Origin of the sequence: Rheinheimera sp. WS51 (genome assembly GCF_050936095.1) — a bacterium.
Classification (GTDB): domain Bacteria; phylum Pseudomonadota; class Gammaproteobacteria; order Enterobacterales; family Alteromonadaceae; genus Alishewanella.
Map to the genome: position 1 here is coordinate 266,743 of NZ_JBOTRC010000001.1, position 24,702 is coordinate 291,444.

General features: G+C 41.5%; 22 protein-coding genes and 1 tRNA gene. 15 read left to right on the forward strand and 8 right to left on the reverse strand.

The features are described 5' to 3' along the window. The first annotated feature begins 72 nt into the window (after positions 1–72). Entirely contained in the window at positions 73–1,194 is a 1,122-nt protein-coding gene (gene nagA, locus ACRCA4_RS01290; RefSeq protein ID WP_433183040.1) for an N-acetylglucosamine-6-phosphate deacetylase, read from the forward strand. 44 nt (positions 1,195–1,238) lie between these two features. Here the strand turns inward: nagA and coaD are convergent, their stop codons facing one another. After that, the gene (coaD, locus tag ACRCA4_RS01295; protein ID WP_433183043.1) at positions 1,239–1,724 is read right to left on the reverse strand and encodes a pantetheine-phosphate adenylyltransferase; all 486 of its coding nucleotides are present in this window, start codon (positions 1,722–1,724) and stop codon (positions 1,239–1,241) included. Between the two features lie 127 nt (positions 1,725–1,851). Between coaD and ACRCA4_RS01300 the strand changes: the two genes are divergently transcribed. The 10 genes from ACRCA4_RS01300 (at position 1,852) to phoR (ending at position 12,918) form a co-directional block, all read left to right on the forward strand. Further along, complete coding sequence (locus ACRCA4_RS01300; protein ID WP_433183045.1) at positions 1,852–2,493, forward strand: TetR/AcrR family transcriptional regulator; 642 nt, start codon at positions 1,852–1,854, stop codon at positions 2,491–2,493. A gap of 136 nt (positions 2,494–2,629) precedes the next feature. Beyond that, positions 2,630–3,826 carry a glycine C-acetyltransferase gene (locus ACRCA4_RS01305; RefSeq protein ID WP_433183048.1) on the forward strand — a complete coding sequence of 399 codons (1,197 nt, stop codon included), beginning with the start codon at positions 2,630–2,632 and terminating at the stop codon, positions 3,824–3,826. Between the two features lie 52 nt (positions 3,827–3,878). After that, complete coding sequence (gene tdh, locus ACRCA4_RS01310; RefSeq protein WP_433183050.1) at positions 3,879–4,904, forward strand: L-threonine 3-dehydrogenase; 1,026 nt, start codon at positions 3,879–3,881, stop codon at positions 4,902–4,904. Between the two features lie 186 nt (positions 4,905–5,090). Further along, a complete protein-coding gene (locus tag ACRCA4_RS01315; RefSeq protein WP_433183053.1) occupies positions 5,091–6,122 on the forward strand; it encodes a substrate-binding domain-containing protein in 1,032 nt (343 codons plus the stop codon). A gap of 226 nt (positions 6,123–6,348) precedes the next feature. Continuing rightward, the gene (pstC, locus tag ACRCA4_RS01320) at positions 6,349–7,728 is read left to right on the forward strand and encodes a phosphate ABC transporter permease subunit PstC (RefSeq protein WP_433183055.1); all 1,380 of its coding nucleotides are present in this window, start codon (positions 6,349–6,351) and stop codon (positions 7,726–7,728) included. A 3-nt stretch (positions 7,729–7,731) separates the two neighbouring features. After that, the gene (pstA, locus tag ACRCA4_RS01325) at positions 7,732–9,138 is read left to right on the forward strand and encodes a phosphate ABC transporter permease PstA (RefSeq protein WP_433183058.1); all 1,407 of its coding nucleotides are present in this window, start codon (positions 7,732–7,734) and stop codon (positions 9,136–9,138) included. 42 nt (positions 9,139–9,180) lie between these two features. Further along, entirely contained in the window at positions 9,181–9,975 is a 795-nt protein-coding gene (gene pstB / locus ACRCA4_RS01330; protein ID WP_433183061.1) for a phosphate ABC transporter ATP-binding protein PstB, read from the forward strand. A 70-nt stretch (positions 9,976–10,045) separates the two neighbouring features. Then, positions 10,046–10,771: a phosphate signaling complex protein PhoU gene (gene phoU, locus ACRCA4_RS01335; RefSeq protein ID WP_433183064.1), complete on the forward strand. Its 726-nt coding sequence runs from the start codon at positions 10,046–10,048 to the stop codon at positions 10,769–10,771. 141 nt (positions 10,772–10,912) lie between these two features. After that, a complete protein-coding gene (gene phoB / locus ACRCA4_RS01340) occupies positions 10,913–11,599 on the forward strand; it encodes a phosphate regulon transcriptional regulator PhoB (protein ID WP_433183067.1) in 687 nt (228 codons plus the stop codon). A 14-nt stretch (positions 11,600–11,613) separates the two neighbouring features. Further along, positions 11,614–12,918, forward strand: a complete 1,305-nt coding sequence (phoR, locus tag ACRCA4_RS01345; protein WP_433183070.1) for a phosphate regulon sensor histidine kinase PhoR — start codon at positions 11,614–11,616, stop codon at positions 12,916–12,918. 109 nt (positions 12,919–13,027) lie between these two features. Here the strand turns inward: phoR and ACRCA4_RS01350 are convergent, their stop codons facing one another. Further along, positions 13,028–13,561 (reverse strand): RDD family protein, encoded by a 534-nt coding sequence (locus ACRCA4_RS01350; RefSeq protein ID WP_433183073.1) that lies wholly within the window; start codon positions 13,559–13,561, stop codon positions 13,028–13,030. Positions 13,562–13,876: 315 nt separating this feature from the next. Between ACRCA4_RS01350 and ACRCA4_RS01355 the strand changes: the two genes are divergently transcribed. The 4 genes from ACRCA4_RS01355 (at position 13,877) to ACRCA4_RS01370 (ending at position 19,616) form a co-directional block, all read left to right on the forward strand. Beyond that, positions 13,877–13,963 (forward strand) — tRNA-Leu (locus ACRCA4_RS01355). 500 nt (positions 13,964–14,463) lie between these two features. Then, positions 14,464–15,747 carry a DNA adenine methylase gene (locus ACRCA4_RS01360; RefSeq protein WP_433183076.1) on the forward strand — a complete coding sequence of 428 codons (1,284 nt, stop codon included), beginning with the start codon at positions 14,464–14,466 and terminating at the stop codon, positions 15,745–15,747. After that, entirely contained in the window at positions 15,744–17,267 is a 1,524-nt protein-coding gene (locus ACRCA4_RS01365) for a DNA methyltransferase (RefSeq protein ID WP_433183078.1), read from the forward strand. The genes ACRCA4_RS01360 and ACRCA4_RS01365 overlap by 4 nt, the downstream gene beginning before the upstream one ends. Then, complete coding sequence (locus ACRCA4_RS01370; RefSeq protein ID WP_433183081.1) at positions 17,268–19,616, forward strand: restriction endonuclease; 2,349 nt, start codon at positions 17,268–17,270, stop codon at positions 19,614–19,616. A 330-nt stretch (positions 19,617–19,946) separates the two neighbouring features. Here ACRCA4_RS01370 and ACRCA4_RS01375 read toward each other — a convergent pair whose 3' ends face one another. The 6 genes from ACRCA4_RS01375 to ACRCA4_RS01400 are packed head-to-tail and all read right to left on the reverse strand — an operon-like array spanning position 19,947 to position 24,582. Then, entirely contained in the window at positions 19,947–20,210 is a 264-nt protein-coding gene (locus tag ACRCA4_RS01375; RefSeq protein ID WP_433183083.1) for a helix-turn-helix domain-containing protein, read from the reverse strand. Continuing rightward, positions 20,210–20,617, reverse strand: a complete 408-nt coding sequence (locus ACRCA4_RS01380; protein ID WP_433183086.1) for a DUF2787 family protein — start codon at positions 20,615–20,617, stop codon at positions 20,210–20,212. Before ACRCA4_RS01380 ends, ACRCA4_RS01375 begins: the two co-directional genes overlap by 1 nt. A gap of 31 nt (positions 20,618–20,648) precedes the next feature. After that, on the reverse strand, positions 20,649–21,146 hold the full coding sequence (locus ACRCA4_RS01385; protein ID WP_433183088.1) for a JAB domain-containing protein: 498 nt from the start codon (positions 21,144–21,146) through the stop codon (positions 20,649–20,651). Between the two features lie 16 nt (positions 21,147–21,162). Further along, positions 21,163–21,615, reverse strand: coding sequence for a DUF6641 family protein (locus ACRCA4_RS01390; RefSeq protein ID WP_433183091.1), 453 nt, complete (start codon positions 21,613–21,615; stop codon positions 21,163–21,165). 44 nt (positions 21,616–21,659) lie between these two features. Further along, positions 21,660–23,675 carry an AAA family ATPase gene (locus ACRCA4_RS01395; protein WP_433183093.1) on the reverse strand — a complete coding sequence of 672 codons (2,016 nt, stop codon included), beginning with the start codon at positions 23,673–23,675 and terminating at the stop codon, positions 21,660–21,662. Further along, complete coding sequence (locus tag ACRCA4_RS01400; protein ID WP_433183096.1) at positions 23,659–24,582, reverse strand: tyrosine-type recombinase/integrase; 924 nt, start codon at positions 24,580–24,582, stop codon at positions 23,659–23,661. The genes ACRCA4_RS01395 and ACRCA4_RS01400 overlap by 17 nt, the downstream gene beginning before the upstream one ends. Positions 24,583–24,702: the final 120 nt, after the last annotated feature.

The window sequence follows — 24,702 nt, forward strand, 5'->3', positions numbered from 1 at the left end:
GCAATCAAAGCTTTACATAAAAATTGCCCTTAATGCTATAACTGAAGCATAACAATATTGATAGGAGCAAGTATGACGCAGCAAATAAATGTTAGCCGATTGTTTGATGGCGAGCATTGGTTAGAAAATATCACTGTGACAATTGTCGCAGGTAAAATTCAAGCCATTACTCCTGCTAAAGCAACAGTTACGGCTGGAACTTTAGTACCAGGCTTTATTGATATTCAAGTTAATGGCGGTGGCGGAGTCTTATTTAATGCAGCTCCAACCTTAGCAACATTACACACCATGCTGCTAGCTCATGCTCAGTTTGGTACTAGTGCCTTCTTAGCAACCTTGATCACTGATCGCTTAGATATTATGCAACAAGCGGCCGATGTAATTGCCCAAGCAATAGCTAATCAACAAGCTGGCGTCTTAGGTATTCACTTTGAAGGCCCGCATATTTCTAGCCCCAAAAAAGGCGTTCATGCTGAACAATATATAAGGCCTATTTCTGAAGCCGAAATGGCCATTTATCGGCGCACTGATTTAGGCATTAAAATGCTTACTGTCGCCCCAGAAGCGGTAAGTTCAGAGCAAATAGCCGAGTTAGTTGCTGCTGGTGTCATTGTCTGTTTAGGCCACTCTAATGCTGATGCAGATACTACTCTAGCTGCATTGGCAGCAGGCGCTAGCGGCTTTACCCATTTATATAATGCGATGTCAGCGTTAAATTCACGGGCGCCGGGTATGGTAGGAGCAGCGCTGGCTGATCCTATTAGTTGGTGTGGCTTAATTTTAGATGGCCATCATGTCGATCCCATTGCAGCCAAAGTGGCATTAGCCGCTAAACCTCAAGGTAAAATTATTATTGTTACCGATGCTATGGCACCGGTAGGGACTGATGAAACTGAGTTTCGTTTATTGGATGATCTAGTATGCCGTAATGGTAATAAGCTGACTAATGCAGCAGGTCAATTAGCTGGCTCGGTATTAAATATGCAAGAAGCCGTTAATTACGCGGTAGCTGAATTAGGCTTAGCGTTAGAAGAAGCGCTTCGAATGGCGTCGTTATACCCCGCTCAGTTTATTAACAGTAAACAGCTAGGGCGGATTGAGGTTGGTTATCAGGCTGACTTGGTGTTGTTAGATGAGCAAAATCATGTGTTAGCGAATTGGGTTAACGGTAACTTGGTTTATCAAAAGGCGTAAATACTGCGTTGTAGCGGTATTTACGCAAGTTAACTAAGCCGGATTTATGCTGACAGTAAACGGGCTTTTAATGCTACCTCGACGTGAGCAGGTACAAAGCTAGAAACATCACCAGCGTGACGGCAAACTTCTTTTACTAATGTAGAAGAGATAAAGGTATTTTTCTCTGATGGCGTCATAAATAAACTATCTAAAGCTGGGTTTAACTGACGATTCATACTGGCTAATTGAAATTCATACTCAAAGTCCGCTACAGCTCTGACACCGCGTAATAAGACTTGGGCGTTTTGTTCATGAGCAAATTGGGCTAATAAACCGGAAAAGCCAATAACAGAAACATTGCTAATATTGGCAAACTCTTGCTCTGCTAAGGCAACACGTTCTTCTAAGCTGAAAAGGGGCTGTTTGCTTGGGTTTGATGCAACACCGACAATCACTTGATCAAACATACGGGCGGCTCGTTGCACTATATCGGCATGGCCATTCGTTAGGGGATCAAAGGTGCCTGGATAAATAGCTTTAACATTCATGCGGTTTAATTTTCCTTAGCGCTTTAGCACCAGCTTCATTCTGCTACTAGAGTTTATAGTCTATTTAGCGTTACTATAGCAAAATAACAATATAATAAGTAAGTCTGTTTATCTGATGGAAAAAAAGTTGAGAACAAAAGATAAAATTTTGCAAGCTAGCATTGAGCTTTTTAATCAAGTGGGTGAGCGGCAAGTGACAACTAATCATATTGCAGCGCATTTAGGTATTAGCCCGGGTAACTTGTATTACCATTTTAGAAATAAAGAAGACATTATTCGGCAAATTTTTAAAGAATATGCCAAATTATTAGAGCAGCGTATTCAGCCACCACAAGCAGATCAGCCGGCATTAGATGCCCTGGCTTCGTATCTCGATGTGGTATTTGAACTCATGTGGCGTTTTCATTTTTTCTACGCCAATTTACCCGATATTTTGGCGCGCGACCCTGCGCTGCAACAAGATTATCTGCGGGTGCAGCAAGGTGTACTAGCTAGAGTGACACTAGTACTATCAGCACTTAAAAAGTCAGATATTATTGCCATAGAAGATGCAGATATCGTTAATTTAGCCCATAGTATTAAATTACTGGTGACGTTTTGGATTAGTTATTTAAAAACTCAAGCCCCTGATAAACCGATAGACCAGTCAAGTGTTTATCAAGGTGTGTTAAAGGTCATTACGTTATTTAAACCTTATGCTACGCCATCAGCCTTGTTGCAAATTCAACAATTACAGCAGCATTATCAAATATTGGCTGGTGAAATATAAGCTAGCTTATAGTAGTAAATTTATAATTTGAGTCATTAACATACTGCGGTGCGTTAAAAAGCGCTGCAGTTGTTATTCAGAAGCTTTACAATGAGTCATTTGATTCTTCCCCCGTTATTTTACATTAGGAGGCGTTATGCGCAGCAACCGTTATCTGCAACATATCCAACAACAAATCGATGAAGTAAAAGCAGAAGGTTTATATAAAGCGGAGCGCGTTATTACGTCTCAGCAGCAAGCCGATGTTACTGTAGGCGGTGAGCAAGTTTTAAACTTTTGTGCCAATAACTACTTAGGTTTAGCTAACCATCCTGATTTAATTGCCGCTGCTCAAAAAGGCTTAGATAGTCATGGTTTTGGTGTGGCTTCCGTGCGCTTTATTTGTGGTACTCAAGATATTCATAAAACCTTAGAACAAAAAATAAGTGCTTTTTTAGGCACAGAAGACACAATTTTATATTCTTCTTGTTTTGATGCTAATACCGGTTTATTTGAAACTTTATTAGGCGCAGAAGATGCCATTATTTCTGATGCGTTAAACCACGCATCTATTATTGATGGTGTGCGTTTATGTAAAGCTAAGCGTTACCGTTATGCCAATAATGATATGGCGGCTTTAGAAGCACAATTAAAGCAAGCTGACGCTGATGGCGCGCGCTTTAAATTAATTGCCACAGATGGCGTGTTCTCAATGGATGGTGTTATTGCCGATTTAAAAACTATCTGTGATTTAGCTGACAAATACGATGCCATGGTGATGGTAGATGATAGTCATGCTGTTGGTTTTGTAGGTGAAAATGGCCGCGGCACGCATGAGTATTGTGATGTTATTGAAAGAGTAGACATTATAACAGGCACTTTAGGTAAAGCCTTAGGTGGTGCATCAGGTGGTTACACTTCAGGTAAGAAAGAAGTTGTTGAGTGGTTACGTCAGCGTTCACGTCCTTATTTGTTTTCTAACTCTTTAGCACCTTCAATTGTTGCAGCGTCTATCAGTGTGTTAGATAAGCTGCAAAATGGCGCGGAGTTAAGAGCTAAATTATGGCAAAACGCCAATTATTTTAGAGAAAAAATGACGGCAGCAGGTTTTACCTTAGCAGGTAAAGATCATGCCATTATTCCAGTAATGTTAGGTGATGCTAAAGTCGCCGCAGAAATGGCTAAGCGTATGTTAGCTGAAGGTATTTATGTGGTTGGTTTTTCTTTCCCTGTTGTACCTAAAGGCCAAGCTCGGATCCGTACCCAAATTTCAGCTGCTCATACTACAGAGCAATTAGATAAAGCCATTGCCGCCTTTATTCGCATTGGTAAAGATATGGGCGTGATCGCATAACTATAAAACCGTACTAAACTAGATTACAGCAAGCGTTAAGCGAGATCGAAAAATGAAAGCATTAGCAAAATTAAAAGCCGAGCCGGGTATTTGGCAAACTGACGTCGACAAGCCAGAAGTGGGCCCGAATGATGTTTTGATCCGGATTAAGAAAACCGCGATTTGTGGCACCGATGTCCATATTTATAAATGGGATGATTGGGCTAAAGCAACTATTCCAAATGGCATGGTTGTTGGCCATGAGTATGTGGGCATTGTTGAGGGCATGGGCTCTGAGGTGAAAGGCTTTAAAGTAGGCGACCGTGTTTCTGGTGAAGGCCATATTACTTGCGGCCATTGCCGAAATTGCCGTGCTGGCCGAGTACACTTATGTCGTAATACCTTTGGTGTAGGTGTTAACCGCGCTGGTGCCTTTGCTGAGTATTTAGTGATCCCAGCTTATAACGCCTTTAAAATTGCCGATAATATTCCAGATAATATTGCGGCTATTTTTGATCCCTTTGGTAATGCTGTGCATACCGCGTTATCTTTTGATCTAGTCGGTGAAGATGTGTTAATTACAGGTGCTGGCCCCATTGGCATTATGGCCGCAGCGGTAGCTCGCCATGTAGGCGCTCGTCATGTTGTGATTACTGATGTTAACCCCTACCGTTTAGAGCTGGCCTTAAAAATGGGAGCAACCCGTGCGGTAGACGTGAGTAAGCAAGACTTAAAACAAGTAATGAAAGAGCTAGGCATGACCGAGGGCTTTGACGTTGGTTTAGAAATGTCGGGCGTTCCTGCGGCCTTTAATAGCATGCTAGAAACCATTAATCATGGTGGTAAAATTGCTATGCTAGGTATTCCACCTAGTGATATGGCAGTAGATTGGAATAAAGTTATTTTCAAAGGCTTAGTGATAAAAGGCATTTATGGCCGTGAAATGTTTGAAACTTGGTACAAAATGGCCAGTTTAATTCAATCAGGACTCGACTTAACGCCAATGATCACTCATGAAATGCCGGTAGAGAAATTCCAAGAAGGCTTTGATATTATGTGTTCAGGTCAGTCAGGAAAAGTTATCTTAAACTGGTCTTAACGTACTGATATATAAGCTGGTTGTAACTATCTTATATAGTAAAAATAGTTATAACATCGTGATTAAATAGCTGTATGCCTACTAAGGGATATGGCTATTTTTTTAATTAAAATGCCATTGTCATATCATTGTCATAAACAGCCAGCATACTGCAACTGTTACTTCATTAACAGTTGGAAACTTGATATGACATTGCAAACATTTTCTAAAATAGCTTTAGCCGCTTCACTTGCTGTAGTTAGCATTAATACTGCACAGGCAGCAAGCCGAGATACCATTCAAATTGCTGGTTCATCAACCGTACTGCCTTTCTCATCAATAGTGGCTGAAGAATTTGGCCAAAGTTTTGCTCAGTTTCGTACTCCGGTAGTGGGCTCAGGTGGTTCATCAGGTGGTTTACGCCAGTTTTGCCAAGGAGTCGGGGCTAATACCATTGATATTGCAAACTCTTCACGAAAAATTCGGTCAAGCGAAATTAGCGCTTGTCATAGCAATGGCGTAAAACAAATTATTGAAGTGAAAATTGGCTATGATGGCATTGTTTTCGCTTCTCGCAACGATGCGGCAGTTTTTGCATTACAGCCCCAGCATGTATTTTTAGCCCAAGCAGCAAAAGTGCCTGTAAACGGTAAAATGGTAGCCAACCCTTATAGCCGTTGGTCACAAATAGATAAAGCCTTACCCGATCAAGATATTTTATTAGCCATACCGGGTTCTAATCATGGTACCCGTGAAGTGTATGAAGAAAAAGTTGTATTACCAGGTTGTAAAACCTTACCTGCAGTAAAATCCTTAGCAAAATCAGAACAAAAAAGTTTTTGTACCGCTATGCGCACGGATGGCAAGGTAGTAGAAATTGCTGGCGATTACACTGAAACCTTAGCCAGATTAACTGCGCAAAAAGATGCACTAGGTGTCTTTGGTTTAAGTTTCTATGAAGCCAACCGTGACCGGATTAAAGTGGCAACAGTATCTGGCGTTGAGCCTAATTTAGATAGCATTCTAAGCGGTGAGTATCCAGTATCACGGCCTTTATATTTTTATATTAAAGGTGAGCATATAGGGGTTATTCCAGGTTTAGAACAATTTGCTCAGTACTTTGTTAGTGATGCTGTCTCTGGCTTTGATAGCCAATTAGAGCAAGCGGGTTTAATACCACTATCTGATGAAGAGCGCAGAACAATTAGCCGTAATATTAAACAAAAAGTAGCCTTATAATTTAAAGTAAGTCTACTTAGTCAACAGTTAACAAACAGGCTCAGCTTCATGCTGGGCCTGTTTTGTTTTAACAGCTTGAGTCAGGCTAAAAAACGCTGTCATAAAACTGAAATAATTGCGTTATATACTGCCGCTACAGACAACTAATCAGGTGCAGACTTTTAACTACTGGCAATCTAAATGATCAGTACGCATTGAGTTTAGCCTGCTAAGGTACAGAGTATTAATGAGTAACCTTACACTACTTACGCTGTTGTTAATTTTAATGGCGATAGGCTACCAGCTGGGCATCACGCGCAGTAAAAGAGTGGCAACTGGCCAGCAAACAATAAAAATGCACTCTCGCCATCATCACTATGGTGTCATGGTAGGGCTGTGGGCTGTGCTGCCGGCTTTTATATTGCTGTTGTTGTGGTTGTGGCTTGCGCCAATGGCCATAAACGGGCTAATGCTGGCGCAGTTGCCTGCTGAAATTGCCAGCTTACCGGCTGATCAGCTAAAGGTGGTGTCGCAGCGCATTAGCAATTTAGCCAGCAACTTTGCTATTGCTGGTAATGCCCTAGAATGGGAACTAAAGGCGGCTAGCCATTTACAGCAATTGCGCACCAATAGCGCCTTGGTGCTAACTGCCCTTATTGCGATTATTGCCGCTATGGGCTTATTGCTTAGCTTATATAAAATAACACCTAAATTACAGGCGAGGCAGCAAGTTGAGTCTGTAGTTAAAGTGTTACTTATTTTGTGCTCGGCCGTAGCGGTATTAACTACCATAGGCATAGTGTTATCTATGGTGGGTGAAACCCTTAAATTCTTTAGCTTTATTAATCCGGTCGACTTCTTCTTTGGCACTACTTGGAACCCGCGCTTCTCTACTGTGGGCTCGGCTGATCAAGGCAGCTTTGGTATTTTGCCGTTATTATCGGGCACTTTTTTAATCGCTATTATTGCCATGTTAGTGGCTATTCCATTGGGCTTATTGGTCGCGGTGTATTTAGCTGAATATGCGCCCTTAAAGTTACGCAATACAGCTAAACCATTAATCGAAGTGCTAGCGGGGATCCCCACTATTGTTTATGGCTTTTTTGCTTTAGTAACCGTAGGGCCATTTTTAAACCAACTCGGTAACCTGATAGGCCTAGATATTCGTGCAACCTCAGCCCTGACTGCTGGTGTAGTGATGGGAATTATGATTATTCCGTTTATTTCATCACTTACTGACGACATTATTGTGCAAATACCAAAATCGTTGCGCGATGCCTCTTTAGGCTTAGGCGCAACTAAATCTGAAACTATTATTAAGGTTGTTCTGCCCGCGGCCTTGCCAGGCATTGTTGGTGCTGTGTTGTTAGCTGCCAGTCGTGCCATTGGCGAAACAATGATAGTGGTACTAGCGGCGGGTAATAGCCCAGCGTTAACGGCAGATCCTTTTCAAGCCGTCTCCACCGTGACTGTGACTATTGTTAACCAGTTAACCGGAGATAATGACTTTTCTAGCCCGCAATCGTTAGTTGCTTTCGCCTTAGGTTTAACCCTATTCGTGATTACGCTACTACTAAATATCTTCGCCTTAATTATTGTGCGTAAGTACCGTGAACAATACGAGTAAGTGATGACTATGCCTTCAGCCAATACTACAGCCGCAAGCAGCAATGCTGCTAAACAGCAGCACCTAAAGCAATTAAAAGCGCAGCAGCTTGTGCAGCAAAAAGTACAAGCTTCGTTAGCCAAACGGCATTTTAAAGAAAAGCTATTTCGCCGCTTAGGTTTATCAGCGGTGCTTATTAGCCTAGCCTTAGTGGCGATTTTATTTATTAATATTTTTGCTAAAGGCTTACCGGCTTTTTGGCAATCTAGTATTACCTTAGATATCTACTTTGATCCTGCTATTGTTAGTATTAGCAAAATGCCAGAGCGGCAAAAAGAGGAAACAGAGCAAGCCTTTGCTCAGCGTTATCTAGAATGGCAAACAGAGCTGGGTTTTATTAACTTTAATCGGTTAATTACTAATAGCTTAAAACAAGTATTGCCTGATGCGAATAAACACAGACGAGAACTCAGTCGCATTGTGACGTCAGGTGAGCGGTATGCCCTGCGAGACTTAGTTATGGCCGATCCCTCTATAATAGGCCAAACCAAGCAGCTTACTTTGTTAACCGATGCCAATATTGATGTCTGGTTAAAGGGCAATATTGACCGCAGCTTACCCGACGAGCAGCAACAGCTAAGCCCAGTATTACAGCGTTGGGCCGAGCAGCTAGCAGAGCAGGGCATTATTGAAAATCGTTTTAGTTTTGCCTTATTTATGAACCCAGACTCTCGCAGCTCTTTGGCTTCAGCCGGTTTAGCCGGTGCCTTTATGGGCTCATTTTATATGCTGTTAGTGGTGATATTACTGGCAGTCCCCATGGGCGTGGCCGCGGCGATTTATTTAGAAGAGTTTGCACCGCAAAACCGCTTTACCGACTTAGTTGAAGTGAATATTAATAACTTAGCCGCCGTGCCTTCTATTGTATTTGGCTTGCTTGGCGCATCGGTATTAATAGGTTGGTTTAACCTGCCTATGTCGGCGCCGATTGTCGGCGGTATTGTGTTGTCATTAATGACCTTGCCCACGGTCATCATTGCTACGCGCTCTACCTTAAAAGCCATTCCGGCTTCTATTAGGCAAGCTGCGCTTGGGCTAGGTGCCTCAAAAATGCAGTCGGTGTTTCATCATGTGCTGCCTCTGGCTATTCCTGGCATTTTAACTGGCGCTATTTTAGGTGTTGCCCAAGCCTTAGGTGAAACTGCGCCCTTGTTATTAATTGGTATGAAGTCGTTTGTCGCTTCGGTGCCAGCCTCACCTTTTGAGCAGTCGACAGCCTTGCCAGTACAAATTTTCTTATGGCAGGGTAATGAGCTACGTAACTTTTTTGAAGCCCGAACCTCTGCTGCCATTATAGTGTTGTTAGTGATGATGCTAAGTTTAAACGGCATTGCGATTTACTTACGAAAAAAATTCCAACGCAATTGGTAATGTTTTGCCAAAACGCAGTTAATTGTAAAAATGGATAGCCTAATGATTAAAAATGCACTTAAAAACGAAGATAAGCCCGCTAACGTAAAAATAGCCACTAAAGACGTTAAAGTGTTTTATGGCCAAAACCAAGTGCTGCATGGCATTGATATGGATATTTATGCTAACGAGGTTATTTCGTTTATTGGCCCTTCAGGTTGCGGTAAGTCGAGCTTCTTACGCTGTATGAACCGAATGAATGACACTATTGAACATTGCCGTGTTGAAGGGCAAATTATGCTAGAGCAGCGTGATATTAATGCCGCCAACATTGATGTGGTGCAATTAAGAGCTCAAGTGGGCATGGTGTTTCAAAAGCCCAATCCTTTTCCTAAGTCTATTTACGAAAATATTGCTTATGGCCCTAAGTTGCATGGCTTGGCCGAGCGTAAAGCCGACTTAGACGATATTGTTGAATCAAGTCTGCGTCGCGCAGGTTTATGGGATGAAGTGAAAGATCGTTTAGATCAACCCGGTACTGGCTTATCTGGCGGCCAACAACAACGCTTGTGTATTGCTCGCAGTATTGCCGTTAGCCCAGAAGTGATTTTAATGGACGAACCTTGCTCGGCGCTTGATCCTATCGCGACTTCGATAGTGGAAGAGCTAATTGATGAGCTAAAGCAAAATTTTACTATTGTGATAGTCACCCACAATATGCAACAAGCCGCTAGGGTATCAGATCGCACAGCATTTTTTCATTTAGGCCAAGTTGTTGAAATCGGCAAAACCAATGAATTATTTACTAACCCTAAACAAAAGCGCACAGAAGACTATATCACTGGTCGCTACGGTTAATGGTTTAGCTGTCGCAATATAAACTCGTGTTTATCCGTTATAGTTGCAGTGCAGATAGGAGATCAACGTTATGCCCTATACAAAAATTGGTGGTCATTATTCACAAGCATTCGATGCTGAGTTACAGCGGGTAGTGGACCGTTTGTTACAAATGACCGAATTAACTCAGCAACAGCTTAGTGATGCCTTAGCGGCCTTTGTTAATGCTGATTATGATCTTGCAGAGCAAGTGGTCACTAGTGATCATAAAGTCAATAATTTTGAAGTAGATATTGACGAGCTATGCGTTGATATATTGGCGCGTCGCCAGCCGGCAGCGAGTGATTTACGCCTAGTTTTAGCCATTTTAAAAAGTATTAATGATATTGAACGCATTGGTGATCGGGCTAAACGTTTAGCTAAAACCTTATTAGAGCAAAAAGAAAATACGCGCCCTAATCAAGCGCAACTTAATGATATTGATATGATGGGGCACAGAGTATTACAGATGTTACAACGTGCTAGTGCCAGTTTTGAGCGTATGGATGCAACAGCAGCTTTAGCTGTATTACGTGAAGATAAAGCGATAGATCAAGACTATGATCGCATAGTTAGTCAAAGCATAAAGACAATGAGTGATGACAGTAGCCAAGTTGGCGTTAATATGCAGTTATTTATAGTGGCGCGGGCTTTAGAGCGTATTGGTGATCACAGCCGAAATGTCTGCCAGCATGTTATTTTTATGTGTAAAGGCCATAATGTAGCGCATTTTTCTGATGCTGAATTACAGCAAATAGTAGATACAAAAAGAAACTAGAGTTTAGCACTAATACCGCTAGCAATAGCGTACTCTGTTCTAGTCTGTTTTAGCTTTGTCTTATACTTGTAATAGTATTGTCATAAAGCAGAGTAATACTAAGTTATACCAATTAAGTAATATAAGTGGCTGAGGAATCGAATGTCGAGACGCATTTTGATCGTGGAAGATGAAGCGCCAATCCGTGATATGTTAAGTTTTGTGCTAGAGCAAAATGGTTATCAAGCTAATACCGCTGCCGATTATGACGCAGCGCTGCAAGCACTAGTAGAGCCTTATCCTGAGCTTATTTTATTAGACTGGATGTTACCCGGTGGCAGCGGTATACAAATAGCTAAAAAAATGAAGCAGCATGAAATTACCCGTAATATTCCCATTATTATGATCACAGCGCGCGGTGAAGAAGAAGACAAAGTGCGTGGGTTAGAAGTAGGGGCCGATGATTATGTCACTAAGCCTTTTTCACCAAAAGAGTTAATGGCAAGGATTAAAGCAGTTATTCGCCGGGTGTCGCCAACCAGCTTAGACGATATTATAAATGTGCAAGGCCTAACCTTAGATCCGGTGTCACACCGAGTAACGGCTAACGATACCGCGCTAGAAATGGGACCAACTGAGTTTAGGTTACTCCATTTCTTTATGACTCACACCGAGCGAGTATACAGCCGAGAGCAGCTACTTGATCAAGTATGGGGTACCAATGTTTATGTGGAAGATCGCACCGTAGATGTGCATATTCGTCGTTTACGAAAAGCCATTTCTGCATCTGGCCATGATACACTTATTCAAACCGTACGGGGCTCGGGCTACCGTTTTTCAGTTAAATAAGGTTAAAGACGCCAATGCGCCAGTTGCTGTCTAAAAAGAAAGTTTACAGCAAAGTTATTTTGTTATTTTGCTGTATTGGCATCGTTGGTTATCTTTCCAATAGTGTTTTGGCCGCTTTGTTAATACTCAGTGTGGCCTTACTGTTGTGGCATTACCATCACCTATTTTTGTTAGATCAATGGCTGTGGCGTGACCGTAAATTATCACCACCATTAAGTGAAGGCATTTGGAGCCACTTATTTGAAGGTATTTATTATCATCAACGTAAAGATAGACGTAAACAACGCGCGTTACGAAATGTAGTTAGACGCTTTCGAGATGGTGCTGAAGCCTTACCTCAAGCGGTGGTTGTGCTAACAACCGACTGGAGTATTATTTGGTGTAATCAGTTGGCGCAAAAATTAATAGGACTACACTGGCCAGACGACGAAGGCCAACGCTTAGATAATCTTATTCGTCACCCCAATTTTTTGGCTTTTTTGCAACAACAACATCAACTAGCTTCAACAGACATTAGCCCGTCACTAGAGCTGGTTTCGCCAGTAAATAATCAGCTGATGCTGGAATTTAATATAGTGCCTTACGGTGCAGAGCAATATTTATTAACTGTGCGTGATATAAGCCAATTAAAACAACTTGAACAGGTACGCAAAGACTTTGTGGCCAATGTGTCGCACGAGCTGCGAACACCGCTGACTGTTTTACAAGGTTATTTAGAGTTAATGGATGACGATAATTTGCCTGATCCTAAAGTGTGGCATAAAGCCCATACTGTTATGCTAGAGCAAACTAAACGCATGGATGGCTTAGTGCAGCAGTTACTTACACTGTCGCGGATAGAAGCCTCAGCAAAAGTCACTTTTGAAAGCCAAGTTGATGTGCCAGCAATGCTAACGCAACTAAAATTAGAAACGCAAAGTGTGAATAAAGCTAAGCAACACCAAATAAACTTTGCTATTGATAGCAGCTTAAAGGTGGCAGGTGTTAGTGAAGAGCTACGCAGTGTTTTTACTAATCTAGTGATTAATGCCATTAAATACACCCCAGCGAAGGGTGATATAGCCGTAAGTTGGCAACGCCAAGGTGCAAATGCTGTTTTTACCGTAACCGATAACGGTGAGGGCATAGCACCGCAACATGTAAAACGGTTAACCGAACGGTTTTATCGGGTTGATCAAGCCAGAGCTAGAAATACCGGCGGTACAGGCTTAGGGCTGGCTATTGTTAAACACGTCTTATCGCGCCACAATAGCCACTTAAGGATAAGCAGCGAACCTGGCAAAGGCAGCAGCTTCAGCTTCAGCCTACCGGCTGAGTGAGTTCTGAGTGCTTAATGGTAAGTGCTAAATGCTTAGTGTTGAGTCTTTAGTGAAGCTAACAACTTAACATTCATAACTAAACACTCAACATTAAAAATGCGTAGTTCCCTCATCTGGCATTTGTATAGAGGTTTAAGGCGCTACTTTGTTGCTTGGTTAATACAATCATCTGCGTCTTGCTAAGTTGATCTTGCAAGGCTAAGCCTTTGCCCCAGCGGATTAATAGCCATAAATTACCTAAACCGAATAAAGCGGTACTAGCACGTATCGCCGCTTGTTTTAGGCTTACCGGTTTGCCATTTTGCTGTACTAACAAAATGCGCCAACTGCGCATCCCCAAGGTTTGGCCACCTTTGCACCAAAAATACAAATAAAAGCCAATAAATAAAGCTAAAGAATAGAGTTGAAACCAAATTTTATGAGCAGCAACATAAGCGGCAGGATCAGCATAGCCAGCAAAAGAAATTAGCCCCGCGCTATTTAGTAATGCCACTACGCCAAGCCCTAAAGCCATGGCTAGCATCCATAAGGCAATTAAAATTAACCAATCATAAAATAAAGCCGCTAAACGGCGCCATAAGCCGGCTCGTGGCGCAGTAGCAAATTCAGAACTAGGCTGTGAAAGTGTTTCAGAGTTAGACATAGCAAAATCCATATTAAAAAGCGCGGCAAGTGTAACACTAAGCCCAGCCATTTCGAAGCTGCTGTAATTTTATGCAAATAAAAAAATAAGCCAAGAAATTATCTTGCGCTGCGCCAGATGCATCGTATAATGCCAGCGTTTACTGCAAAAATCCCTCAATGCCTGGGTGGCGAAATTGGTAGACGCAGTGGATTCAAAATGCAATGCGCTTAGCGAAGTAGTAGACATAACATGTTGAATAGTCTACGATTCAACAGTTATTAAAAGAGCAAAATGTTTGCAAAGTTTTGCTAAGTTTTTAAAAGACCTCTCAATGCCTGGGTGGCGAAATTGGTAGACGCAGTGGATTCAAAATCCACCGTTGGCAACAACGTGCCGGTTCGAGTCCGGCCCTAGGCACCATAACGTCGAAAAGTTTATCTAAAATCAATTATTTATCCTAACTTATTTTTTAAACAGTAAATTTATGAGCCTTAAAAATTCATTGATTCGCTACCAAAATCATTAAATAACGCTTCAAGATTTCTCATCTATATTTATGTGTCTGCACTACCTTTAATGATTAAGCCAAGTCATGAGTTTCCTTGAATAGAGCGCTGGTAAATAAACTGATTTTTTTATGACCGTCAACGTAGGGCAATGATATATCTACCGGATGAATCTTATGCCACAATACATAGAGTTAAGGGGTTAGCTCGAGTCTCACCATCGGCAACATTTTAAAAATCGCCTTATGAGGTTTATCGCTATCTAGCTGGATAAATCAGCCTACTATAGGTTGATTAAATCTACTTACCTCGTACAAACTGATATGATAGTATTTCACCTTAAGCATGTGAATATTTTTTCCTACCTTTACCGGTATTCGCCTGCTTGTATTTAAAGAAGATAACTACTTAAAGATGAATGATGTAGCTAAACAAGTTGTCATAGACTTACCAACAAACAGAAAACCTTCATTTAAAAAAGCTGACTTGCCGCTAACTATGCAGTATTTGGGAGGTAAGGCTCGAATTGTTGATGCAATATTGGAGTCTGTTCAAGGCGAATTCGGTGGCTGTTCTCGATTTGTTGACTTATTCTCTGGATCTGGAGTAGTTGCCTACACTGCAGCCAAAAACGGATATTTTGTAGATGCTAATGACATTCAGCCATATTCTGCAACACTTCTTCGGTCTTTGCTCAGAAGTTCACCCCTCGGCATAGATCAGTTGATATCAGATCTGGCTCAGGCAGATTTGAATGATCTCTTTGGTGGAGAGAGACAGGTTTACTTTGCAGAGTATTTGGAAGAGCAAAAATTCTTCTTATCTGTACATTCGGAAGATTTTGAGTGGCAAAGTTACAAATTATTTTGTGAGAATACCTGTTTGATCGGCGGTTCAGAGGCCGAGACACGACAGGCGAAATTTAGTAGTCCTTGGACATTATTCTTAGCCTACTATCGGAATACGTATTTCGGCGTAAAACAATGTGCTGAGATAGATTTTTTGAAGCAGTTTTCGTTTCAACATAATGTAGCGTTGAGAGGTTTAGTTGATGCATGTGTTGTATCAGTAATGACCGACTTAGTTTCCAGTACAACACATCTTGCACAGTACCTTAAGCCTAGAACGAGCGTTACTGCTAAAGCCCTTATTAACAAAAGGGCTAAAAGTATTATTGAATTGGTTGTAAAACGACTCAATTCCCTGAAAGAGCATGCGTTTGAAAGGGATGCTAATGTCTTTAACTTGAGTTACGAGGACGTCTTTGAGGCAGCTGATATTGACAGTTCGACAATAGTTTACGCAGACCCACCTTACTTTAAAGAACACTATTCTCGATATTATCATGTACTTGATACTTATGTTTTGTATGATTACCCTGAGCTAACCTTTAATAAATTACTGGGAAAAACAACGGTTGGCCGATACAGAGAGAATCGTATTGTTTCTCCTTTCGGAAAGCGGAGCACTGCTAAAGCTGCCTTTGAAAATTTACTATGCTTATGTATATCAAAACGAGCAAAATTGGCGATAAGTTATGCTTGCTCCTCAATAGTAAGCATTGAATTTTTCAAAGATTTAGCGATTAAATACGGAATCGATCTAATTATTGACGAATTTCATTTAAAACACTCAGGTCAAGGGCAATCACGGCACAAAGAAGTGATAGAATATCTACTAAAGTACAAAGTCACATGAAGCTCTTATCAGAATTAAGAAAAATAACACCAAATCACGATTATGCGGCAGGATTAATCCATCCTTATTGGGCCAGAAAGCCAATAAATGTTGTAGAGAAAATAATCGAACTTCTCTCTAAAAAAAATGATGTGATTTATGATCCTTTCATGGGGTCAGGAACTACACTGCTAGCAGCTCTTAAGCTTGATAGAAGGGCGATAGGTTCAGATCTCAATCCACTTGCTTGCTCGATTGTAGATGCAATTCTTTTAAGTTGTGAAGATACAGAAGAAATTAAGCGTGAGTTCAAACGAACTTGTGACGACTTTCGGGCAAAAGCTCTTAGTCTTTTCGAGTTAGACTCTGGCATGTTTGTTGAACGCGAAACGTTTGACGTGGAAGGCCAATATGAAAATGGTCAATTTAGTCTGCATCCGAGCATTTATAAAATTAAGCCTGTAAAAGATGGATATTTGAAGGGTAAGATTTTTTATCAGGACGTGGTAGCTTATAAGCACACTATTCGTATTGTCGACCTAATAGAGCCAATCGATTTTGAATCGATTAAATTTGTGGAGAACACAAGAATAGCTGTGCATGGCGGGGTTACTGCTAAGCACTTTTTTACAGATAGAAATATAACATTTATAAATTATGCTTCGAAATACATTGATGAGAATATTTCATCGGACTCAATAAAAAAAATTCTGAAAGTCTTTCTATCGTCGCTCCTACCAATGTTACGATTGAGTGATAAGAAGGCAAGTAGCCAATGGCCTTATTGGAGACCCAAAAGCTCACTCACGTCACGAAATCCAATAATTGCGATTAATAAAAGAGAAAAAGCATTTCTTGAAATGTTCGACTGGGTTAAAAAGAATATTCCAAAGCCGCAAAACGGTATAGTCAAACAAGGTTCTGCATCAAAAGCAGCGTTGTTTATTGATACTAAAGTTGACCTTATTCTTACAGATCCCCCCTATGCGGATCATGCACCCTATCTTGAATATTCAGATCTGTTCTGGTCGATTCTTTCTGGTGAATCTACAAAAAAATATTGGGCTGAAGAGATAGTAAAAACGAATGCGGTTGGTCGTATACTTGATGCTGATGCTTATGAAGTGAGAATGAAGCAAACCTTTGTGGAGGTTTTGAAACTTTTAAAAACTAAAGGAAACTTCGTTTTCTTCTATGTTGATAAAAACATTAACCATTGGCGAGCGATAAAAGAAGCTTTGGGAGAGTCCTTATGTGAAGTGACCGAAGTCATTGGGCTCCCAAAGCAACGAAGATCAATGAAGACAGTTGCTTCACCAGGCAAAACTTTGGATGGTGATCTTGTGATTGTCTGTCAGAAACATTTTTCTGAAGCTGACTTTAGGTTAAAAAAGAAGCTTAGAATGGAGGACGCGTTAAGAGTGATTCCTAACGATGGTTCTTATTTTGAGCGTTTTGCAGCGTTCATTGATATTTACTTAAAAAACGACATTGTTGACCAGAATGATTGGCAAATAAAAGATATCGCAAGGATTCTATGAATGTATTGGCTATTCGATAAAAACAAACAGAAAGCAATAAGGCAACAGATTGACGAACTTGTACTTAAGTTATCGATAGTCGCATACAAACCTCCTCACGCTGATCAAATCTTTCCGTTCCAAGGTAGAAAGGCAATTGAACACGCGAAAACAGTGATATGTGCTTTAAGTGAGCCAGGAGAAGTTATTTGCGATCCGTTTGTTGGCTCTGGAAGTTTTGGTTATGCAGCAGGCCAACTAGAGAGGCAGGTCTATGTTAATGAGTATGAGCCTTTCACGTTTAGGATGATGGTATCAGCCTTTCAGGCTCCAGAAGAATGGAAAATTGATGAGAATTTTAAAGCATTTGTAGATATCGTAGCTCCAATAACGGACTACTATTATCGGAGCAAATGTGTGTGTGGTCATGAGATAGTAGTGGATTCGTTGTTCTATGACAGGGAGCCATTAAGCTACAGAAACATTACTGGACATGAACGGTTGGGCCCTAATGGTGAAAATGTTATCTACCGAGGGAAATGTAAGTGTCAGAAATGTGGTAGAACTGAGAAATTCTTTGATGATTACGATCAACAGGTTTTAGATTTAATTAATGAAGAGGCATTCGAATTCTTTGATTTTCGATTTATTGAAAACTCTCGGATAAATTTGAGCAAAAAATTTCTAGATTATAAAGCGCTTTTCTCAAAAAGAAGCCAAATAGTGGCAAGTAAAATTTGGGCTGAAATTCAATATTGGAATGTGGATGTTCAGGTTAAAAGGTTCTATGAGGATCTATTTTTATCGATTGTTCCATTATTGAAATACAAAGACTACAGAAGCAAAAGTCAGGACTTACATTGTCCGAGAAATATGTTGAGGGAAAACAATCCTCTTAATATGCTTGTCAAGCAATATGCAAAGAGAAAAAAAGCAATTTACTCATACGGTCTTGTCGGTGCACAGAATGTCAAATGTAGTAATTTAGATTTTCGAACCTTTCTGAAAAACTTGGAGCCTAATTCAGTAAACTTGGTCGTTACTGATCCACCATGGCAAGATGGCAGTGCATATTTTGAAAGAGCGCAACTTTTTCATCCTTGGATTGGCTATGATCTCAAGAAAGATTTAGAACGTCTTGAAAAAGAAGTAGTAGTAAGTAACTCACCCGAAAGACCATCGAAGAACAATGATATATCTTGGTGGAGTGATATCAACGAATTGTTTTTTGAAAGTCGCAGAACTCTTGAAGTCGGTAGGTTTCTTGTACTTTATTTCAGGCCTGTGCCAGCTAAAGCTTGGATCAGTAATTTTAACCGACTGAAGCTCATAGCTCGTAAGAATGGGTTTGAGCCACTACTTACTATAGATTTATCTAACAATGATCCTTCTATGCGTATTCAACAAAGCGCTCACTACGCTTTTAGTAGCGATTTGATCTTAACATTTATCAAACTTTCTGAAGACGAAAGGCGTTACTATTTTAAAGATTATGATATTGATGAATTAGGGTTTAGAGCTGCTGTTTCCTTGCAGGATAAGCTTATGAGATCCTTTAGTAAAAGAGAGTGGCTTGAGGAGAGCTTCGAATCTTTCAAAGCCAAGGGTTTAGTTGAGTTGCATCTTCCTCGCAATAAGGATTTTGTGGACCGGACATTCCAACGTGTCTGCGAATCGAACAGAGACGGTTTTTTCTTACCTAAAGCTTCAACACCATATGCTGATGAAATTTTTAACGTTCCCTATATTGAACGTGTTTCATTATATGTACCTTATGTAATTGAAGAACTCTTAGCTCGCTCTGACACTTTTACATTCGACCAGTTTTTGTTGAAAATCGCTGAGTTTGTTGAGAACGGAACAAGGGCGATTATTGAGGATATATTAGGTGATGGAGAAGATAATATATCCTCATTGTTAGAATTATACGCTGAACCTATTGCTGGTGGTAAATATTTTACTAAACGTCCACTTCCCCAAATTCCAGCTAATATCGCTAACCTCTTAGAACTTGACCCTTATGAGTTTGAAAGTTTTATCGCAAAATTATTAGAGTTGGAAGGATACAAAAATGTAGCAGTGTCTGGTCGTGCTGGTGACCGTGGTGTGGATGTGCGTTGCAACGATTCCGTCGGTAATTTGGTGATAGTACAATGTAAAAGGTATACCAAAAGCAACATTGGCTCGACACCAATACAAAGACTTCATAGTTTTGGGATGACAAGAAAAGCTAGTAAGATGATTTGTATTACTACTACGGACTATACCCCTGATGGGATTGACGAGGCCAGAATTACTGGCGTAGAACTAATCAATCGAGACGGATTAGAGATTTTAGTGCATAAACATAGGATGTTCGATAAAGATTAAGCTTTCGTATAGAAAGTCTATTGGCATCACTGTTTAATAAGTCAAGGCTTTGAATCATGCATTCTTTTCATTAGAGATGCAATTATACAACCCTTTGGACTTTTTTACTCAATGATTTTTCATAGGTATTGTAAAGCATAGCACTAACCGGTTGATTGAGTTACTACCACATGCGAGTTAAACATGATACGAGAATAAGTTAATCTTCGTCTTAAAGTAAATTGTCTTTAAACACTTTGGCGAACCAATTTTATTTTACTCCTAATTTGGATTTACAGTTATAAAACAGTAAGGCTTTCCGTCCGTAAGCCTTACTTATGGTTGTTGTTGCTAAAGCTTTTGTAATTGCGTGATTGCTGAGCTGACGACAATTTCCATCCACTTACACAACTCAATAAACTCCAGAACATCTAACCCACGCTGCGCTTGTTCCATTTTACCAAAGTAACTATGCGGCTTGCCACTTATGGCACTTAAATCACGCATGGTTAATCCTTTGGCCTCACGCTGTTGGCGCAACCATTGACCAAGGGCAACCCGTTTTGGGCTGTTGGCTAAGTTTGATTTACTCCGACTAGGTTTATGATCCCTCATTATGTTACCTCGATATCAAATACATTCATTACCAACCAATACTCTAAAAAGTTTTCTTCCCAGATAGGGTAAATCATGGCGGCGGTCTCAATAGGGTAATAACCGGATAGGTCTTGAAACATACCCGCCTGAAAATCAAAATCTAATGATTTAGCTAGCTCAACATCTTGGCCTTGGCCGACATAGCCAAAGTCGGTGATATAACAAATGGTCCAACTATGGCCTGAGCGTTCAAGCCTTATTTCTACTGGATGATAACCACCCCCTTTTGCACTGTAGTGAGGGCTGCTAAAGTTAATGGTGGCTTCACGGGGTTGTTGGTTTACACGATTGATGAGTAACTGTGATAGTTGCTCACAAAAGCCTTTAGTTACAGGCAGGGGTAAGTCTTCGTAAAGAATACGCATCGATATAATCTCCAATGAATGTGTTGTTGAATTAGTTAAAAATGTGCGGGTGGGTCTGCTTTAAACTGGTATAGCTGTTTAGGCCAATGATCACATGATCAAGCACAGTGATATCTAATAGCTTGGCGGCCTCACTAATACGCTGGGTAAACTGAATGTCGGCCGTGCTTGGGTCAGCGTTACCTGATGGGTGGTTATGAATGAGGATGACCACTTTTAAATTTAGGATCACCGCAGTTCGTAGTACTTCAGCAGGGCGCATACTCACTGAATCTGCACTGCCTGTTGCGACAACTTCAAAGCAATTTATGTCATGTTGTTTGGTGAGGTTAACAACAATAAACACCTCCTTAGTTTCGTACTTTAGATAATCAAATAAGCGGGCGATTGATTCAGGTGCGGTAATCGATTGCTCGGTGATGGCACAATCAATATTGGTATAACGGTACTTCACATCAATTTCACGTAGGGTAGGCATCGTCACCTCGATAACGTTTAAAATGAAAATGGCCAGTGTGTTACCAGCCATTAGTCAGGTGGTGAGTCTAGGCTTTACTGGCCTTAGCTGCTTTTGCGGGTTTGGCTGGTGAGAGTTGTAAGATGTGTGTATCTAGCTCACCCTTTTCTACGGCCTTAATCAAGGTTTCAATCACGTTAGGTAAGTCTTCTTTTTTACCCACATCAATTGCGGCCTTACCCTTATCTAGCTCTAATGTTTTTAAGCCGACCTTAAGTTCAAAGTAATAGTGTTCGTTATCATCAAAGTACCAAGCCCGAACTGCTTTGCGTTTACGTACTGTTTTACGCTCGCCCGTATCCGGATCACGTATAGTTTTATCTTTGTATGCTTCGAAAGGTTGGTTTTGTAATAGGCATTGCACCATTGCTAGCTGCTCATCTAACTTATCAATTAGCTTGAGGCGCTTGGCTAAAATGGGTGGCTTGGGCTCAATTTTTGGCCGAGCGATAACCTTGAGTGAACTCAATAATGTTGTCATGGGTATGTCCTTTATAATTACGGTGGCAATGCGCTTAGCGAGAACTAGCGTACAAAGCCGATGGTGGGTGTGGGTTGCTTTCTTTTGTTTTCATCCATCAGCACATTAAGTGCCAATGGGCGGTGTTCTTTAACCGGACTGAATCGCAAACGACGTGACAGCAGGGCAAAATCGCCTGGGGTTAATCTGTCTAATGTCGTGAGCTGAGTAGTCTCATCTTTAGTGATGTTTGTTGCGCTTACAGTGCGCTTGTATAGCGTTATAACTTGCGGTGCAGTCAAGTAGTTACATTGCAGCTTAAAATCGAAGCGGCGCAATACGGCGCTGTCTAATGCTGTTTCGAAATTAGTCGCAGCAAACAAGGGTTGAGTAAAACACTCAAGTTGCGCCAGCAGTTCGTTAACCACTTGCCGTTCATGTTGGGCGTTTAATCGCTCACGGCTGGTGAGTAAGCTATCCACCTCATCTAACAACATGACATGGTTATCTCTATGCGCGCTTTGGAATAAGGCGGCTATCTGCCTTTCTGAATCACCGACATACTTACTTAAAATATCCGAGCTAAGTACCCGCTTAATCTGTCGGTTATGCTGCTCGGCCATGTAGTGCGCCAAGGCCGTTTTACCCGTACCTGATGGTCCACTAAGTAATACCCGTATTGGTGCGTTAATGGCGATAGCATGGCTTATTTGTTTAAGTACCGAGGCAGGCTGCTGAATGTTAAGCATGGCCATATCAAACGGTAGCTCACTTTGATAACGCATACTGTCATCCCATAAATCACAGGCCGTCAGTGTGTTTTGCACCACATCCTCAATGACTCCTTGAGCCAAACTACGCTTTAACCCTAAGGTGTGGGTGACATGGCCTGCGTTTGCTATCAAGGCGGGTGTTAGGTTAGGTATTTTACTTAACCGTGTTTGAAACTCAGTTGAAACAGCTAAACCTTTAAACTCGGCTTTACTGATGGTTTGCAATATCTGCTCTTGGGGTGAGTTAACGGCCATCACCAGCTTAAAACGTCTAATGAAGCTGGGCTCAAGCTGCTGGACATGGTTGGTGATCCAAATAGCAGGCACCGCGTTTTGTTCCAGTAACCGATGCACCGACTCTTTGGAATAATGGATATCGGCACTGTAAAACAGGCTTTCACACTCATCGACTAATAGCAGCATATTGCTATCGGCCATTAAGCTTTGCACCATAGTGATATACTGCAAACGCTGCGTATCAGCGCTTTTAGCGCCAAACTCACCGGACAAATAACCCTCATCAATTCGCATGTTACGGGCTTCAAATAGCTTAAGTGCCAAGGTACGGGCTAGCACTTTTGCTAATTCTGTTTTACCGCTTCCGGCCTCACCGTACAGAAGAATATTTACGCCAGTATGCTGCTGCATCATGGCTTGACTGAGGTAGCCCAATAGCAACTCAGTATCCACATAACTAAAGTCATCCGCTTTAAGCTTGGTGGGTAGGCACGGGCATAACACATGCTTTAAAAGCTGGGTTTTACTTTGTACTCGCTCGGTAGTGATTACGTTTAACAGGCTAGGGGTGATGATGATGTCCTGTGGCTCATCAAGCCAGCGGTCGATAATAAGTAAGCCACTTTGTTGTAACTGCATTAAGCAATCCGTCACCTCATCACTGTTCATGCTGGCTAAATCACACAGCAACCACTCCAATGCCTTTTCTTCTAAATGACCCCCTAATAAATCGACCATCCGGTTTAACCCTTGGTTGATATTCATCAGAGCAATAAAGCCCAAGGCTGGCGCAAAGTCAGGGTTAACACTAAACAGCTGGCACAGCGTTACCATGTTTAGGCGTACGCGCTCACTAAGAGCAGGGGTATCATCGTGAATGTCTAAAAACGCCAACACCTGCTTATTTGCGAGTTCTTTATCATCACTAAAGGGACGGCCAGTAATGCCTCGTAATGTAGTACGGTTAACATTGGTATAGCTGATATCCGTATCCACTAAAGCCAATACCCGTTTAGCATAAAAGGCCGCGAGATAATGACAAGGAATAGGGGATTTAAGGTGCGTCTTCATAACCCACCCCTGTTGATTTATAACACAGTGTTAAGGCCGCTTTTTTCATAAACTGATGGTCGCGCTTGTCATACACTGTTGTGGTACTGATATCCGCATGTCCCGCCATCTGACGCACAGTATTGATATCCACATTTTGCTCCAAAAGGCGGGTGATAAACGTACGCCGCATGTCGTGTGGCGACACATTTGGCACACCTATGGCGGTCAGTTTGCTTTTGGTGAGTCTATATACAGCTGAAACGGTTAACCCAACATCGGTGACTATCTTGCCGTTGGTATAGGTTTTACACAGTAAATACCCATCTTCTAGCTTACGTATACGTAGCCATTCGGCCATATGCTCTTGGCACCATTTGGGCATAAATAACACACGGCTTTTATTACCCTTACCATGGCGTACAAGCAGGGTATGGTTACGCCTGTCGTAGTCACTTAAAATCAGGGATACCAACTCACTGCGACGTAAGCCAGTACCTAGCAGCAGCGCGAAGACCGTGATATTACGTTTTGATACGGCAGAGTTGCCGTTCGCTAACATATCGAATAGCTGGTTAACTTGCTTAGCGGTTAAAGGTGTACCTTGATGCTCAGGGTGCTTAAGATTATTAATGGTTGCAATGTGGGCTGCATCTTTCTGATCTGCCACTCCTGTCATCACCGCCACTTTAACAATCCCGCGTATTGCAATCATGGCGCGATTAATAGAGCGCGGTTGCCAACCCGCACTCGTTAAAACAGCGCGGATCATTAGTGCTTGTTGGTAATCAATTTTAGCAAAGTAGGGGGCATAATCGTCAGGCCAGCCCATCAGCTTAGCAATGCTTTTAAGCTGTGATGCGATAGAGCTACGACTGGTAGGCGATAGTCTGCCTAAATACAGCGCGCAGGGGCATACTGTACTCATAAGAGCACCTCGATATATTTAGTAGTTTGGGGAGTAAATGTGCGCGAAAGAGGGTAGCGCTACACTATGGTAGCGCTGGTTTGGGTGGAATGGCTAGCGGTATTTTTGACACGGTTAATC

Bases quoted from the DNA above. Each gene is read 5' to 3' on its own strand.
- pstC (WP_433183055.1), top strand. From the start codon at position 6,349: ATGAGTAACCTTACACTACTTACGCTGTTGTTAATTTTAATGGCGATA.
- ACRCA4_RS01305 (WP_433183048.1), top strand. From the start codon at position 2,630: ATGCGCAGCAACCGTTATCTGCAACATATCCAACAACAAATCGATGAA.
- tdh (WP_433183050.1), top strand. From the start codon at position 3,879: ATGAAAGCATTAGCAAAATTAAAAGCCGAGCCGGGTATTTGGCAAACT.
- pstB (WP_433183061.1), top strand. From the start codon at position 9,181: ATGATTAAAAATGCACTTAAAAACGAAGATAAGCCCGCTAACGTAAAA.
- ACRCA4_RS01360 (WP_433183076.1), top strand. From the start codon at position 14,464: ATGAATGATGTAGCTAAACAAGTTGTCATAGACTTACCAACAAACAGA.
- ACRCA4_RS01370 (WP_433183081.1), top strand. From the start codon at position 17,268: ATGTATTGGCTATTCGATAAAAACAAACAGAAAGCAATAAGGCAACAG.
- ACRCA4_RS01395 (WP_433183093.1), bottom strand. From the start codon at position 23,675: ATGAAGACGCACCTTAAATCCCCTATTCCTTGTCATTATCTCGCGGCC.
- ACRCA4_RS01365 (WP_433183078.1), top strand. From the start codon at position 15,744: ATGAAGCTCTTATCAGAATTAAGAAAAATAACACCAAATCACGATTAT.
- ACRCA4_RS01350 (WP_433183073.1), bottom strand. From the start codon at position 13,561: ATGTCTAACTCTGAAACACTTTCACAGCCTAGTTCTGAATTTGCTACT.
- nagA (WP_433183040.1), top strand. From the start codon at position 73: ATGACGCAGCAAATAAATGTTAGCCGATTGTTTGATGGCGAGCATTGG.
- phoB (WP_433183067.1), top strand. From the start codon at position 10,913: ATGTCGAGACGCATTTTGATCGTGGAAGATGAAGCGCCAATCCGTGAT.
- ACRCA4_RS01385 (WP_433183088.1), bottom strand. From the start codon at position 21,146: ATGGCTGGTAACACACTGGCCATTTTCATTTTAAACGTTATCGAGGTG.
- coaD (WP_433183043.1), bottom strand. From the start codon at position 1,724: ATGAATGTTAAAGCTATTTATCCAGGCACCTTTGATCCCCTAACGAAT.
- phoR (WP_433183070.1), top strand. From the start codon at position 11,614: ATGCGCCAGTTGCTGTCTAAAAAGAAAGTTTACAGCAAAGTTATTTTG.
- ACRCA4_RS01400 (WP_433183096.1), bottom strand. From the start codon at position 24,582: ATGAGTACAGTATGCCCCTGCGCGCTGTATTTAGGCAGACTATCGCCT.
- ACRCA4_RS01390 (WP_433183091.1), bottom strand. From the start codon at position 21,615: ATGACAACATTATTGAGTTCACTCAAGGTTATCGCTCGGCCAAAAATT.
- ACRCA4_RS01380 (WP_433183086.1), bottom strand. From the start codon at position 20,617: ATGCGTATTCTTTACGAAGACTTACCCCTGCCTGTAACTAAAGGCTTT.
- ACRCA4_RS01315 (WP_433183053.1), top strand. From the start codon at position 5,091: ATGACATTGCAAACATTTTCTAAAATAGCTTTAGCCGCTTCACTTGCT.
- pstA (WP_433183058.1), top strand. From the start codon at position 7,732: ATGACTATGCCTTCAGCCAATACTACAGCCGCAAGCAGCAATGCTGCT.
- ACRCA4_RS01375 (WP_433183083.1), bottom strand. From the start codon at position 20,210: ATGAGGGATCATAAACCTAGTCGGAGTAAATCAAACTTAGCCAACAGC.
- phoU (WP_433183064.1), top strand. From the start codon at position 10,046: ATGCCCTATACAAAAATTGGTGGTCATTATTCACAAGCATTCGATGCT.